This window comes from Pseudonocardia sp. NPDC046786 (genome assembly GCF_040645415.1).
Lineage (GTDB): Bacteria > Actinomycetota > Actinomycetes > Mycobacteriales > Pseudonocardiaceae > Pseudonocardia > Pseudonocardia kongjuensis.
In genome coordinates, this window is sequence record NZ_JBEYYF010000012.1 from 102,750 (window position 1) to 116,230 (window position 13,481).

At 73.9% G+C, this 13,481-nt stretch carries 13 protein-coding genes and 2 pseudogenes; 13 read left to right on the forward strand and 2 right to left on the reverse strand.

Annotated elements, in window-relative coordinates:
• Window positions 1-9 precede the first annotated feature (9 nt).
• The 4 genes from uvrC to whiA are packed head-to-tail and all read left to right on the forward strand — an operon-like array spanning window position 10 to window position 4,941.
• On the forward strand, window positions 10-2,013 hold the full coding sequence (uvrC, locus tag ABZ881_RS16805) for an excinuclease ABC subunit UvrC (RefSeq protein WP_358485448.1): 2,004 nt from the start codon (window positions 10-12) through the stop codon (window positions 2,011-2,013).
• Window positions 2,010-2,921 (forward strand): RNase adapter RapZ, encoded by a 912-nt coding sequence (gene rapZ, locus ABZ881_RS16810; protein ID WP_358485449.1) that lies wholly within the window; start codon window positions 2,010-2,012, stop codon window positions 2,919-2,921. The genes uvrC and rapZ overlap by 4 nt, the downstream gene beginning before the upstream one ends.
• A gap of 17 nt (window positions 2,922-2,938) precedes the next feature.
• A complete protein-coding gene (gene yvcK, locus ABZ881_RS16815; protein ID WP_344028441.1) occupies window positions 2,939-3,961 on the forward strand; it encodes a uridine diphosphate-N-acetylglucosamine-binding protein YvcK in 1,023 nt (340 codons plus the stop codon).
• The gene (gene whiA / locus ABZ881_RS16820) at window positions 3,952-4,941 is read left to right on the forward strand and encodes a DNA-binding protein WhiA (RefSeq protein ID WP_085913887.1); all 990 of its coding nucleotides are present in this window, start codon (window positions 3,952-3,954) and stop codon (window positions 4,939-4,941) included. Before yvcK ends, whiA begins: the two co-directional genes overlap by 10 nt.
• 57 nt (window positions 4,942-4,998) lie before the next feature.
• Here whiA and ABZ881_RS16825 read toward each other — a convergent pair whose 3' ends face one another.
• Entirely contained in the window at window positions 4,999-5,358 is a 360-nt protein-coding gene (locus tag ABZ881_RS16825; protein ID WP_358485450.1) for a DUF559 domain-containing protein, read from the reverse strand.
• A 364-nt stretch (window positions 5,359-5,722) separates the two neighbouring features.
• Window positions 5,723-5,935: pseudogene (locus ABZ881_RS16830) on the reverse strand (type IV toxin-antitoxin system AbiEi family antitoxin domain-containing protein); the annotation flags it as partial.
• Between the two features lie 120 nt (window positions 5,936-6,055).
• Here ABZ881_RS16830 and ABZ881_RS16835 point away from each other — a divergent pair.
• The 9 genes and pseudogenes from ABZ881_RS16835 to ABZ881_RS16875 form a co-directional block, all read left to right on the forward strand.
• Complete coding sequence (locus ABZ881_RS16835) at window positions 6,056-6,829, forward strand: hypothetical protein (protein ID WP_358485451.1); 774 nt, start codon at window positions 6,056-6,058, stop codon at window positions 6,827-6,829.
• 233 nt (window positions 6,830-7,062) lie between these two features.
• Window positions 7,063-8,076 carry a type I glyceraldehyde-3-phosphate dehydrogenase gene (gene gap / locus ABZ881_RS16840; protein ID WP_358485452.1) on the forward strand — a complete coding sequence of 338 codons (1,014 nt, stop codon included), beginning with the start codon at window positions 7,063-7,065 and terminating at the stop codon, window positions 8,074-8,076.
• A complete protein-coding gene (locus ABZ881_RS16845) occupies window positions 8,073-9,269 on the forward strand; it encodes a phosphoglycerate kinase (RefSeq protein ID WP_358485454.1) in 1,197 nt (398 codons plus the stop codon). The genes gap and ABZ881_RS16845 overlap by 4 nt, the downstream gene beginning before the upstream one ends.
• Window positions 9,266-10,084: a triose-phosphate isomerase gene (tpiA, locus tag ABZ881_RS16850; RefSeq protein WP_358485456.1), complete on the forward strand. Its 819-nt coding sequence runs from the start codon at window positions 9,266-9,268 to the stop codon at window positions 10,082-10,084. Before ABZ881_RS16845 ends, tpiA begins: the two co-directional genes overlap by 4 nt.
• Before the next feature lie 146 nt (window positions 10,085-10,230).
• Window positions 10,231-10,464: a preprotein translocase subunit SecG gene (gene secG / locus ABZ881_RS16855; protein WP_344028409.1), complete on the forward strand. Its 234-nt coding sequence runs from the start codon at window positions 10,231-10,233 to the stop codon at window positions 10,462-10,464.
• Window positions 10,465-10,495: 31 nt separating this feature from the next.
• On the forward strand, window positions 10,496-10,837 hold the full coding sequence (locus ABZ881_RS16860; protein ID WP_344028412.1) for an RNA polymerase-binding protein RbpA: 342 nt from the start codon (window positions 10,496-10,498) through the stop codon (window positions 10,835-10,837).
• Between the two features lie 56 nt (window positions 10,838-10,893).
• Window positions 10,894-11,688, forward strand: coding sequence for a class I SAM-dependent methyltransferase (locus tag ABZ881_RS16865; RefSeq protein WP_358485459.1), 795 nt, complete (start codon window positions 10,894-10,896; stop codon window positions 11,686-11,688).
• Between the two features lie 32 nt (window positions 11,689-11,720).
• A complete protein-coding gene (locus ABZ881_RS16870) occupies window positions 11,721-12,980 on the forward strand; it encodes a TrpB-like pyridoxal phosphate-dependent enzyme (RefSeq protein ID WP_358485461.1) in 1,260 nt (419 codons plus the stop codon).
• 392 nt (window positions 12,981-13,372) lie between these two features.
• A pseudogene (locus tag ABZ881_RS16875) lies at window positions 13,373-13,462 on the forward strand (P-II family nitrogen regulator); the annotation flags it as partial.
• Between the last annotated feature and the right edge of the window lie 19 nt (window positions 13,463-13,481).

Sequence of the window (13,481 nt, forward strand, 5' to 3'; positions counted from 1 at the left end):
GACGGCACCATGGCCGACCCGAGCAGCTACCGTCCGGCGTCCGGGACGATCCCGGAGTCGCCGGGGGTCTACCGCTTCTCGGACCCGCGTGGCCGGGTGATCTACGTCGGCAAGGCCAAGAGCCTGCGGCAGCGGCTGAACTCCTACTTCGCCGATCTGGCCGGGCTGCACCCGCGCACCCGGCAGATGGTGACGACCGCCGCGAAGGTGGAGTGGACGGTCGTCGGCACCGAGGTCGAGGCGCTCCAGCTCGAGTACAACTGGATCAAGGAGTACGACCCGCGGTTCAACGTCCGCTACCGCGACGACAAGACCTACCCGGTGCTCGCCGTCACGATGAACGAGGAGTACCCGCGGCTGCACGTCTACCGCGGCCCGCGCCGCCGCGGCGTGCGCTACTTCGGCCCGTACGCGCACGCCTGGGCGATCCGGGAGACGCTCGACCTGCTGCTGCGGGTCTTCCCGGCCCGGACCTGCTCGGCCGGGGTGTTCAAGCGGCACGGCCAGATCGGCAGGCCCTGCCTGCTCGGCTACATCGACAAGTGCTCCGCCCCGTGCGTCGGGAAGGTCAGCGCGGACGAGCACCGCGAGATCGTCGAGGGCTTCTCCGACTTCCTCTCCGGCCGGACCGACCGGATGGTGCGCCGGCTCGAACGCGAGATGGCCGAGGCCTCGGAGAATCTGGAGTTCGAGCGCGCCGCCCGGCTGCGCGACGATCTCGGCGCGCTGCGCCGCGCCCTGGAGAAGCAGGCCGTGGTGCTCGGCGACGGCACCGACGCCGATGTCGTCGCCTTCGCCGAGGACGAGCTGGAGGCCGCCGTCCAGGTCTTCCACGTGCGCGGTGGCCGGGTCCGCGGCCAGCGCGGCTGGGTGATCGACAAGGTCGAGCCGACCGACACCGAGCAGCTCGTCGAGCGGTTCGTCTCGCAGTTCTACGGCGAGCAGCACGCGCTCGCCGGGGCCGCCGACGACGCCGCCCAGCCGGTCCCGCGGGAGATCCTGGTGCCGGTGCTGCCGGCCGAGGCCGGCGCGCTGGAGCGGTGGCTGACCGGCCTGCGCGGCTCCCGGGTGCAGCTGCGGGTGCCGCAGCGGGGCGACAAGAAGGCGCTCGCCGAGACCGTCGCCCGGAACGCGAAGGAGGCGTTCACCCAGCACCGGCTGCGCCGGGCCGGGGACCTGACCGCCCGCTCGGCGGCGCTGCAGGAACTCCAGGAGAACCTCGGCCTCGACCAGGCGCCGCTGCGGATCGAGTGCGTGGACGTGAGCCACGTGCAGGGCACGAACGTCGTCGCCTCGCTGGTCGTCTTCGAGGACGGCCTGGCCCGCAAGTCCGAGTACCGCCGCTTCGAGATCCGGGACGGGGCCGCCGCCGGGCACAGCGACGTCGCGGCGATCGCCGAGGTGGTGCGCCGCCGGTTCCGCCGCTACCTGGCCGAGACCGCGGGGGACACCGCCCCCGCCGGGTCCGGCGAGGTGCCGCCGGAGGACACCGTCCGGACCGGGATCGACCCGGAGACCGGGCGGCCGCGGAAGTTCGCCTACCCGCCGAACCTGCTCGTCGTCGACGGCGGGAAGCCGCAGGTCGACGCGGCCGCCGCCGAGCTCACCGCGCTGGGCGTCACCGACGTCGCGGTCTGCGGGCTGGCCAAGCGGCTCGAGGAGGTCTGGCTGCCGGACGAGGACGACCCGGTCATCCTGTCCCGGACGAGTGAAGGTCTGTACCTCCTCCAGCGGGTCCGTGACGAGGCGCACCGATTTGCCATCACCTATCACCGGCAGCGTCGTTCCCAGGGCATGACCGCGTCCGAGCTGGACGGGGTGCCCGGCCTCGGGCCGGCCCGCAAGCAGGCGCTGATGAAGCACTTCGGGTCGGTGCGCAAACTGCGCGCGGCCGGGATCGAGGAGATCGCCGGGCTGCCCGGTTTCGGGCGGCGTACCGCGGAGACCGTGGTGTCGGCGCTGCACGGCGGTAACGGGCCCGGCCCGACGGCCGAGGGGGAGGAACAGCGATGACGGGGGCGGCCGACGTGGTGGATCAGGCACCGGACGGTGGTCCGGGCATCGAGGTGGCGGTGGTCAGCGGACTGTCCGGCGCCGGCCGCAGCACCGCGGCGAAGGTGCTGGAGGATCTCGGCTGGTTCGTCGTGGACAACCTGCCGCCGGAGCTCATCGCGACGATGGTCGACCTGGGCTCGCGGGCCCGCGGCGACGTGACCCGGATCGCGGTCGTGATGGACGTGCGCTCGCGCGCCTTCACCGACGACCTCGGTGCGGTGATCAAGGATCTGGACAGCCGGGGCTACCGCCCGAAGCTGCTGTTCCTGGAGGCGTCCGACGCGGTGCTGGTCCGCCGGTTCGAGCAGAACCGCCGCTCGCACCCGCTGCAGGGCGCCGGCCGGATCACCGACGGCCTGAACGCCGAGCGCGAGGTGCTGCGCCCGCTGCGGGAGGACGCCGATCTCGTCGTCGACACCTCCACCCTGTCGGTGCACGACCTGCGGGCCCGGATCGAGGGCTCGTTCGCCGCCGAGGGCACGCACTCCGCGACCCGGATCACCGTGCTGTCGTTCGGCTACAAGTACGGCCTGCCGCTGGACTCCGATCTCGTCGTCGACGTGCGGTTCCTACCCAACCCGCACTGGATCCCGGAGCTGCGCGAGCACACCGGCAGGCACCGCGAGGTCAGCGACTACGTGCTGTCCCAGGAGGGCGCCGAGGAGTTCGTCGAGCGCTACCTGGACCTGCTGGACCTGGTCGGCGCCGGGTACCGGCGGGAGGGCAAGCGCTACCTGACGGTCGCCGTCGGCTGCACCGGCGGCAAGCACCGCTCGGTGGCGATCTCGGAGGAGATCGGCCGCCGGCTGGCCGGCCGGGACGGCGTCCAGGTCAATGTCGAGCACCGCGACATGGGGCGCGAGTGAGCGGAGCGCAGGAGGGTCTGCGGGTCGTCGCGCTCGGCGGCGGGCACGGCCTGCACGCCACGCTCAGCGCGCTGCGCCGGTGCCCCGACGTCGCCGACGTCACGGCGGTGGTCACCGTCGCCGACGACGGCGGGTCGTCCGGCAGGCTGCGCCGCGAGCTCGGTCTGCTGCCGCCGGGCGACCTGCGGATGGCGCTCGCCGCGCTGGCCGCCGACGACGCCGACGGCCGGTTCTGGTCCGGGCTGGTCCAGCACCGTTTCGGCGGGACCGGTGCGCTGGCCGGGCACGCCGTCGGTAACCTGCTGCTGGCGGCGCTGCTGGAACGCGACGGCGATCCGGTGCGCGCGCTGGACGCGCTCGGCGGGCTGCTCGGCTGCGCCGGGCGGGTGCTGCCGATGGCCCGGGTGCCGCTGGACATCGAGGCCGAGGTCGAGCTGGACGGCGTCGACGGCCCGCACCTGATCCGCGGCCAGGTCGCGGTCGCGTCGACGCCCGGCCGGGTGCGCCGGGTCTGGTTGCTGCCGGAGGACCCGCCGGCCTGCGACGAGGCCGTCCGCGCGGTGCTCGCCGCCGACGCCGTGCTGCTCGGCCCCGGATCGTGGTTCACCAGCGTGCTGCCGCACCTGCTGGTCCCCGGCCTGCGCGACGCGCTGCTGCGGACCGCCGCGGCCCGGATCGTGCTGCTCAACCTCAGTCCCGAACCGGGGGAGACCGCCGGTTTCTCGCCGGAGCAGCACCTTGAAGTACTGTCCGGTCACGCGCCCGAGTTGCGGGCGCACGCCGTCCTGGCGGACATCGGGTCGGTGAGCCTTCCGGAGCGGCTGCACGCGGCCGCATCCGACCTGCTGGTCCCGGGCGGGCGGGTCTGGCTCGCGGACGTCGCCGACGTCCGCGCGGCCACCCCGCGGCACGATCCGGACGCCCTCGCGGGCGCCCTGCTCGACGTGTTCCGCGCCGCCGTACCGGCGGCCGGGACCGGCGGCGGGGACGGGACACAACAGCACAGCCCGCAGCGCGGAAGGAGCCCGCAATGGCCATGACCGCCACGGTGAAGGACGAGCTGAGCCGGCTCACCGTCACCAAGCAGTCGTCACGGCGTGCCGAGGTGGCTTCGTTGCTGCGGTTCGCCGGCGGGCTGCACATCGTGGGCGGCCGCGTGGTGATCGAGGCCGAGGTCGACACCGGCTCGGTCGCCCGGCGGCTGCGGCGCGAGATCCACGAGCTCTACGGGCACACCGCGGACGCGCACGTGATCACCGCGGGCGGCCTGCGCCGCGGCGCGCGGTACGTGATCCGGGTGATCCGCGACGGCGAGGGCCTGGCCCGCCAGACCGGGCTGCTGGACAACCGCGGCCGCCCGGTGCGCGGGCTCCCGCCGCCGGTCGTCTCCGGGGACCTGTCCGACGCCGAGGCGGCCTGGCGGGGCGCCTTCCTGGCGCACGGCTCGCTGACCGAGCCGGGCCGCAGCTCCGCGCTGGAGGTGACCTGCCCGGGGCCGGAGGCGGCGCTGGCGCTGGTCGGCGCGGCGCGGCGGCTGGGGGTCGCGGCGAAGGCCCGCGAGGTGCGCGGCGCGGACCGGGTCGTGGTCCGCGACGGGGACGCGATCGGTGCGCTGCTGACCAGGATGGGTGCCCACCAGAGCGTGCTCTCCTGGGAGGAGCGGCGGATGCGCCGCGAGGTCCGGGCGACCGCGAACCGGCTCGCGAACTTCGACGACGCCAACCTGCGCCGGTCCGCGCGGGCGGCGGTCGCCGCCGCGGCCCGGGTGTCGCGCGCCCTGGAGATCCTCGGCGACGAGGTGCCCGACCACCTGCGGGCGGCCGGGCGGTTGCGCGCCGAGCACACCCAGGCGTCGTTGGAGGAGCTGGGCCAGCTCGCGGACCCGCCGATGACCAAGGACGCGGTGGCCGGCCGGATCCGGCGGCTGCTGCAGACCGCCGACAAGAAGGCCGCGGAGCTGGGGATCCCGGACACCGAGTCGGCGGTCACCGCGGAGATGCTGGAGGAGGAGAACGGCTGATCGCCGTGCCGGTGCGCAGGGCCGCGATCTGCGTGGCCGGACGCACCACGACGGCGATCATGGTCCGAGCACCGCTCTGATCTCCCGGACCACGCGGTCCGGGGTGCGGTCGAGGTCGTGCCAGGTGAAGCGCAGCACCGTCCAGCCGGCCGCGACGAGCGCGTTCTGCTTGTGCCGGTCCCGCCTGAACCGTTCGGCGCCGGAGTGGAAGGCCCAGCCGTCGACCTCGACCGCGAGCCGCGCCGCGGGGAAGCCGAGATCGATCGTCCACGGCCCGCACGGCACCCCGAGGATCCATCCGCCGATCCGTGCGTCCCGCAGGGCCGCGACCAGCAACCGCTCGGCCGCCGAGGCCGCGCCGTCCGAGGCAGCGGTGAGCAGCGCCGTCGCCCGCCGCACCCCGGGCCGCCCGACCATCCGGCAGTAGGCGGCGTACAGCGCCTCGGGGGAGAGGGAACGCTGCAGCGCCCGGTCGTGCAGGGTCGGCCCGCCGGGCCGCGAGCTCCAGCATGGTCGACGCGCGGGAGGTCACCGCCACCCCGCGCACGATCTCCCGGTCCTGCGCCGCGACGTCGCGGCGCCGTACCCGAACCCCGGTCCGTGGGCGTACCCCGGAGCTGCGGGGGACGGTGACCTCCACGACCGGGGTGGGGCGATCGACGTCGCCGTGCCACCAGGCGGCGGCCGCTCCGCTGACGACGGCGGCCGGCCCCGCGTGCAGTGCCGCCGCACGGACCCGTCCGGCCGGGGTCAGCGGGTGCCCGGCGGCGAGGAAGACCGAGGGATGGACCCGCGACCAGCCGTGCTCCCGGACCCGGCGCCAGAGCGCGTCGGTGGACAGCCCGCACGCCCGGGCCTGCGCCCGCGACACGAGCCCGGACTGCCGGCGGAGGAGATCGTCGAGGTCCACGGCGGGAGGATCGGTCGTCCGCGGCCCGGGGACGGGGGAACGCGTGGGAGAGGTTCGCGATCGGGGCTCATGATCCTCGTGCATGATCGGCGTGCATGATCACTGTCCCGGTGCGTCCGGCCACGCGGATCGCGGTCCCGCGCACCACCACGGTGATCACACCCCGTCACGGGAGGGCTGCGGGGGGTCGGGCATGATGCCGCCGTGACGAACCCGGGTTCCACTCTCCTCGCCGTTCATCTCGATCGATCCAGCATGCTGCGGCCGCTGCTCCCCGCACTCCGCGCCGGACTCGCCGACCTGATCCGTGCCCAGGCCGGGCCGGACGAGCCGGAGGTCGTGCTGTCGACCGGGAACGACCTGACCCGTTCCCTCGCCGACGGCTCGCACCCGCCGGCCGTCCCGGTGCCCGCGCAGGAGGCGCTCGCGGCGCTGCCCGCGAAGCTGCGCGCGCTCGACGGGCCCGACCTGCGCACCGGTGCCCACCGGCTGCTCGACGCCGTCGGCGACGAGCTCGCCGCCCGCCCCGAGGGCGACCGGCCCGGGCGGGTCGTCGTCCTGCTCGTCGGGGAGGCCGCGGTCGGCGACACCGCCGCGGTCCGCGAGCGCATCGCCCACCAGCAGGCCGCCTACGCCTGGGAGTTCGTGCTGGTGGACGTCACCGCGGCCGGCGTGCCGGCCGGCCCGACGGAGGAGCCGGACGCCGCCGCGGGGGAGGGCTCCGCCGTCGCCGTCAAGCAGCGCGCCGGTGGGCCCGCCGCGGCCGCCCGGTTCGGGATCCCGGCGACCGCGACGATCACCGCGGGCCCCGGCCGGGAGGGGATCACCGCCGCGCTGACCGCCGCGGCCTCGTTCGTGACCCGGGCCAGGGCCGCCGCCCCGCGCGAGCCCGTCGAGGGCTTCACCGACGACGAGCGCGCCGCCGCCGATGCGCCCGACACCCGTCCCGGCTGGAAGAAGTTCCTGCGCATCGCCTGACCTCGTCCGCGATCCGTACCCGATCGGGTCCGGGTACGGATCGCGGCGCAGGTCACCGGGTACGCGGGGTTCGGGGCGGGCGGTCCGCCGATAGGGTGGTCGCCGAGCACGGGAGGCGGTGCTCCCCGACGGGGGAGAGCGCCGTGACCGACCTGCCGCCCCGCCGCCGGGACCCGGCGCGCCGGGGACTGGGACACCCAGACGACAGCGCACGACGAGCCCATGGAGGCACTGTGACGGTCCGCGTAGGAGTCAACGGCTTCGGCCGCATCGGCCGGAACTTCTGGCGGGCGGTGGACGCCCAGCGCGCCGCCGGCACCACGGACATCGAGATCGTCGCGGTGAACGACATCACCGACAATGCGACGCTCGCGCACCTGCTGAAGTACGACTCGATCCTCGGCAGACTGCCCTACGAGGTCGGCACCTCGGGCGACGAGATCGTCGTCGACGGCAAGGGTTTCAAGGGGCTCGCCGTGCGCGACCCCGGCGAGCTGCCCTGGAAGGACCTGGGCGTCGACGTCGTCGTCGAGTCGACCGGTCTGTTCACCAAGCGCGACGCCGCGGCCAAGCACCTCGACGCCGGCGCGAAGAAGGTCGTCATCTCGGCCCCGGCGACCGGTGAGGACCTCACCATCGTCAAGGGCGTCAACGACGGCGACTACGACGGCTCGCAGAACATCGTCTCGAACGCGTCCTGCACCACGAACTGCCTGGCGCCGCTGGCGAAGGTCCTCGACGACCTGCTCGGGATCGAGAAGGGTCTGATGACCACGATCCACGCCTACACCGCGGACCAGAACCTGCAGGACGGCCCGCACAAGGACCTGCGCCGGGCCCGCGCCGCCGCGCTGAACATCGTCCCCACCTCGACCGGTGCGGCGAAGGCGATCTCGCTGGTCCTGCCGCACCTCAAGGGCAAGCTGGACGGCTACGCGCTGCGGGTGCCGATCCCCACCGGCTCGGCCACCGACCTGACCGTCGAGGTCCGCAAGGAGGCGAGCGCCGAGGAGATCAACGCGGCGTTCAAGGCGGCCGCCGAGGGCCCGCTGAAGGGCATCCTGAAGTACACCGAGGACCCGATCGTCTCCTCCGACATCGTCACCGACCCGCACTCGACGATCTTCGACTCGGGCCTGACCAAGGTCATCGGGAACCAGGTCAAGGTGGTCGGCTGGTACGACAACGAGTGGGGCTACTCGAACCGCCTCGTCGACATCGCCGGGCTGGTGGCGTCGAAGCTGTGAGGACCCTCGACGACCTCCTGAACGAGGGGGAGGGCGTGCAGGGCCGGACCGTGCTGGTGCGGTCCGATCTCAACGTTCCCCTCGACGACGACCGGACCATCACCGACGACGGCCGCATCCGCGCCTCGGTGCCGACGATCTCGGCGCTGTCCGGGGCCGGGGCGCTGGTCGTGGTGACCGCGCACCTGGGCCGGCCGAAGAACGGCCCGGACGAGAAGCTCTCGCTGGCCCCGGTCGCCGACCGGCTCGGTGAGCTGCTGGGTGCGCCGGTCCGGCTGGTGGAGCTGGGGAAGCCGCTGCCGAGCATGGCCGCGGGCGACGTCGTGCTGCTGGAGAACATCCGGTTCGACGCCCGGGAGACCGCCAAGGACGACGCCGAGCGCGCCGCGTTCGCCGACGAGCTGGTCGCCCTGGTGGGCGACGACGCCGCGTTCGTCTCGGACGGCTTCGGCGTGGTGCACCGCAAGCAGGCCTCGGTGTACGACGTCGCGCAGCGGCTCGATCCCTACGCGGGCGGCCTGGTGCTGTCCGAGGTCGAGGTCCTGCGGACCCTGACCGGGGATCCGGAGCGGCCGTACGCGGTAGTGCTCGGCGGCTCGAAGGTCTCCGACAAGCTGGCCGTGATCGAGGCGCTGCTGCCCGGTGTGGACACCCTGCTGGTCGGCGGCGGGATGTGCTTCACCTTCCTGGCCGCCCAGGGGCACGGCGTCGGGTCGTCGCTGCTGGAGGCCGACCAGGTCGGGACCTGCCGGACGCTGCTGGAGTCCGGCAAGATCGTCCTGCCGTCCGACGTGGTGGTCGCCGACGCGTTCTCCGCCGACGCCACCACCCGCACGGTGCCGGTCACCGGCATCGAGGACGGCTGGCTGGGCCTGGACATCGGCCCGGAGTCGGTCGCCGCGTTCGCCGACCGGATCGGCGCGGCGCGGACGATCTTCTGGAACGGACCGATGGGCGTCTTCGAGCTGGCCCCGTTCGCCGACGGCACCCGCGGTGTGGCGCAGGCGATCGCGGACGCCACGGCGGGCGGCGCGTTCAGCGTCGTCGGCGGCGGTGACTCCGCGGCCGCGGTGCGCGCGCTGGGCATCCCCGAGGACCGCTTCTCGCACATCTCCACCGGAGGGGGTGCCTCGCTCGAGTTCCTCGAGGGCGTCACCCTCCCCGGCGTCGCGGTACTGGAGGGGGACGCATGACTCGCAGTATCGATGGCCGTTCCGCTGGCGCTGCACGGCGCCCGTTCATCGCCGGCAACTGGAAGATGAACCTCAACCACCTCGAGGCGATCGCGGTGGTCCAGAAGCTCGCCTTCGCGCTGCCCGAGAAGTACTTCGACCGGGTCGAGGTGGCGGTGCTGCCGCCGTTCACCGACATCCGCAGCGTGCAGACGCTGATCGACGGCGACAAGCTGAGCGTGGTGCACGGGGCGCAGGACCTGTCCCCACACGACTCGGGCGCCTACACCGGCGACGTGTCCGGCGCGATGCTGGCGAAGCTGGGCTGCCGCTACGTGGTGGTCGGGCACTCCGAGCGCCGGGAGGTCCACGGCGAGGACGACGCCGTCGTCAACTCGAAGGTGCTGGCCGCGCTGCGGCACGGGATCACCCCGATCCTGTGCGTCGGCGAGGGCCTGGACGTCCGCGAGGCCGGCGAGCACGTGCAGCACTGCACCGACCAGCTGCGCGGCGCGCTCAAGGGGGTCACCGCCGAGCAGGCGGCCACCCTGGTGCTCGCCTACGAGCCGGTCTGGGCGATCGGCACCGGCCGGGTGGCCGGCGCGTCGGACGCCCAGGAGGTCTGCGCGGCGCTGCGCGAGACACTGACCGAGCTGTACGGGCCGGAGGTCTCCCGCGCCGTGCGGATCCTCTACGGCGGCTCGGTGAAGTCGTCGAACGTGGCGGAGATCGTCGGCCAGGCCGACGTGGACGGCGCCCTCGTCGGCGGCGCCAGCCTGGACGCCGAGGAGTTCGCGAAGCTGTCCGCGATCGCGGCCGGCGGCCCGCTGCCCTAGGCAGGTCCGCCCGCACAGCCGTGGAGCCGTGGCCGCCGGGTGCGGGGCCACGGCTCCACGCGTTCCCGGCCACCCCGGCCGGCGGGCCCCCGCAGCGGGCGGAGTATCCTCGGCCACTCCGGCGAGCGACCAGGATTGGGAAGCGCGTGATCCTGACACTGCAGATCATCCTCATCGTGACCAGCCTTCTGCTGATCGCGCTGATCCTGCTGCAGCGCAGCAAGGGTGGGGGTCTGACCAGCCTCTTCGGCGGCGGCGTGCAGTCGAGCCTGTCCGGCTCCGCGGCCGCCGACCGCAACATGGCTCGTTACACCATCTTCGTCGGAATGATCTGGGCGATCGCCGTCGTCGGCAACGGCCTGATGCTGGCGAACGTCTGACCGTCGCGGCGAGGGAGAGGGGACGAGGGAGATGGCTGGCGGCAACGCGATCCGCGGCACCCGGGTGGGGGCCGGTCCGATGGGCGAGTCCGAGCGGGGCGAGAGTGCCGCCCGCGAGCGGATCCCCTTCTACTGTGTGAACGGCCACGTCAACAACACCTGGTTCGCCGCGGAGGCCGAGGTCCCCGAGACCTGGGACTGCCCCCGCTGCGGGCTGCCCGGCGGCCGGGACTCGGCGAACCCGCCGGCCGCCCCGCGCACCGAGCCGTACAAGACGCACCTCGCGTACGTGAAGGAACGGCGCAGCGACGCCGACGGTGAGGCCATCCTCGAGGAGGCCCTCGGTCGGCTGCGGGCGTCCCGGGAGCTCTGATCGGGCTCCCCGGGCCGCGCGCGCTCGTCCGGCGGGCCCGCCGGCGCGCCGGGCGGGTGCTCGACGACGCGCTGGCCCGGCACACCGCGAACCAGACGGCGACCCTGCGGTCCGAGCTGGCGTTGCTGCGCGAGGAGCTGGACGGCCGGGTCCGCACCGAGGTCGACCGGGTCGTCGCCGAGCTGCGCGCGGTCGAGATCCGGGACCGCCGGGACACGATCGCGGCGGGGGAGCGGGAGGCCGTCGCGAGCAGCGCCCGGTTCGCCCGGGAGCACCTCGCCGACGCGGTGCCGCTGCCGAACCCGCAGGCCACCCTGGAGCACGCGCTCCGGGCCGCCCCGACCGGCGGGACGGCGCTGGAGTTCGGCGTGTACCGCGGCGGCACCCTGCGCACCATCGCCGAGCACCGCGGCGACGGCCGGGTGCACGGTTTCGACACCTTCACCGGCCTGCCGCAGACCTGGCGCCAGGGCTTCCCGGCCGGCGCGTTCGGCGACGTCGGCGAGCTCCCGCGGGTGCCCGGCGCCGAGCTGGTGCCCGGGCTGTTCGAGGACACCCTCGACGGGTTCCTGGCGACGCATCCCGGCCCGGTCGACTTCCTGCACGTCGACTCCGACCTCTACTCGTCCGCGGTCACCGTGCTGGCCGGGGTCGGCCCGCGGTTGCGCTGTGGCAGCATCGTGCTGTTCGACGAGTTCTTCAACTTTCCGCAGTGGCAGCGTGACGAGGCCCGTGCCTGGTGGGAGTACGCCGCCGCGCACGACGTCGGCTACAGCTACCTCTGCTACACCTACGACAACGAGCAGGTCGCCGTCCGGATCGACGAGCCGGGCGGACCGCCCCCCTCGTGATCCCGGGCACGTTCGGGATAGATTCCGAGGTCATGACCCGCTGGACGCTGCCTCCGGAACAGATCCCCTCGGCCTGGTTCAACGTCGTTCCGCACCTGCCGAGCCCGGTGCAGCCGCCGTTGCACCCGGGGACGCGGGAGCCGGTCGGGCCGGCCGACCTGGCGCCGCTGTTCCCGAGGTCGCTGATCGAGCAGGAGGTCAGCGCCGAACCGTGGATCGACGTGCCGGGCGAGGTGCTCGACATCCTGCGGCTGTGGCGGCCGACGCCGCTGCAGCGGGCGGTCCGGCTGGAGCAGGCGCTGGGCACCCCGGCGCGCATCTACTTCAAGGACGAGTCGGTCTCCCCGGCCGGCAGCCACAAGCCGAACACCGCGGTGCCGCAGGCGTTCTACAACGCCCGCGAGGGCATCCGGCGGCTCACCACCGAGACCGGCGCCGGCCAGTGGGGCACCTCGCTGGCGTTCGCCGCGGCCCAGTTCGACCTGGAGCTGAAGGTCTACATGGTGCGGGCGTCGTTCGGGCAGAAGCCCTACCGGCGGATCGCCATCGAGACCTGGGGCGGCGAGGTGGTCCCGAGCCCGGTCGACGAGCCGGACCACCCGGGCTCGCTGGGTGCGGCGATCTCGGACGCGGTGCGGGACTGCGTCGGCCGCGACGACACCCACTACGCGCTCGGGTCGGTGCTCAACCACGTGCTCTTGCACCAGACCGTGGTCGGGCTGGAGGCGCGCGAGCAGCTGGGGCTGGCCGGCGAGACGCTGCCGGACGTCGTGATCGGTTCCTGTGGGGGCGGCTCGAACCTGGGCGGCATCACCTTCCCGTTCGTGCCGGACGAGAGCGTGCGGCTGCTCGCCGTCGAGCCGCTGTCCTGCCCGACGCTGACCCAGGGCCGCTACGACTACGACTTCGGTGACACCGCGGGCCTGACCCCGCTGATGCCGATGTACACCCTCGGCCACGACTTCGTGCCACCGTCGATCCATGCGGGCGGCCTGCGCTACCACGGCGACTCGCCACTGGTGTCGTCGCTGGTGAAGGACGGCCGGATGGAGGCGGCGGCCTACCCGCAGGGCAAGGTCTTCGAGGCGGCCGTGCAGTTCGCCCGGAGCGAGGGGAAGATCCCGGCCCCGGAGACCGGGCACGCGATCGCCGCCGCGATCGACGAGGCACTCGCCGCGAAGGAGACCGGGGAGGAGCGGGTCATCCTGTTCAACTACTCCGGGCACGGCTTCCTCGACCTGGCCGCGTACGACGACTACAACAACGGCCGGCTCGACGACGAGATGGGCTGATCCCACCGGTCCGTACCGCTGTGCCCGGAAGGACCGGGCAGCGCGCGACATCGGCGGCGTCCTGCTCGGCGGCGGCGAGTTCGCCGGCTGGCGAACACGATCGGCCAGGCGGTCGGCGTCGGCTCGGACACCGCGCCGTGGCCGGGGCCGGACGCGCTGCCCGCGCTCGCCTACGTGATGTTCCACCTGGTGAAGGTGACCATCGGCTTCCGGGGGGACGGCGACGACGAGGTCACCGGCATCGACGAGACCGAGCACGCCGAGACCGCTTACGACTTCTCCACGCTGCGCGGCGGCACCGCGTCCGCGCGGCCGGCCGGCAGGCCACCACCGCGCCACCGGTGGAGGCGTCGTGAAGCTGGTGACCGCGATCGTCCGGCCCTACGCGCTGCGAGGCGGCCCGCACCGGGAAGGTCGGCGGAGGGAAGGTGTGGGTGCAGGCCGTCGAGACGGTCGTCCGGGTGCACACCGCCGTGCGCGGAGGCTCGGTGCCCGGCCGCC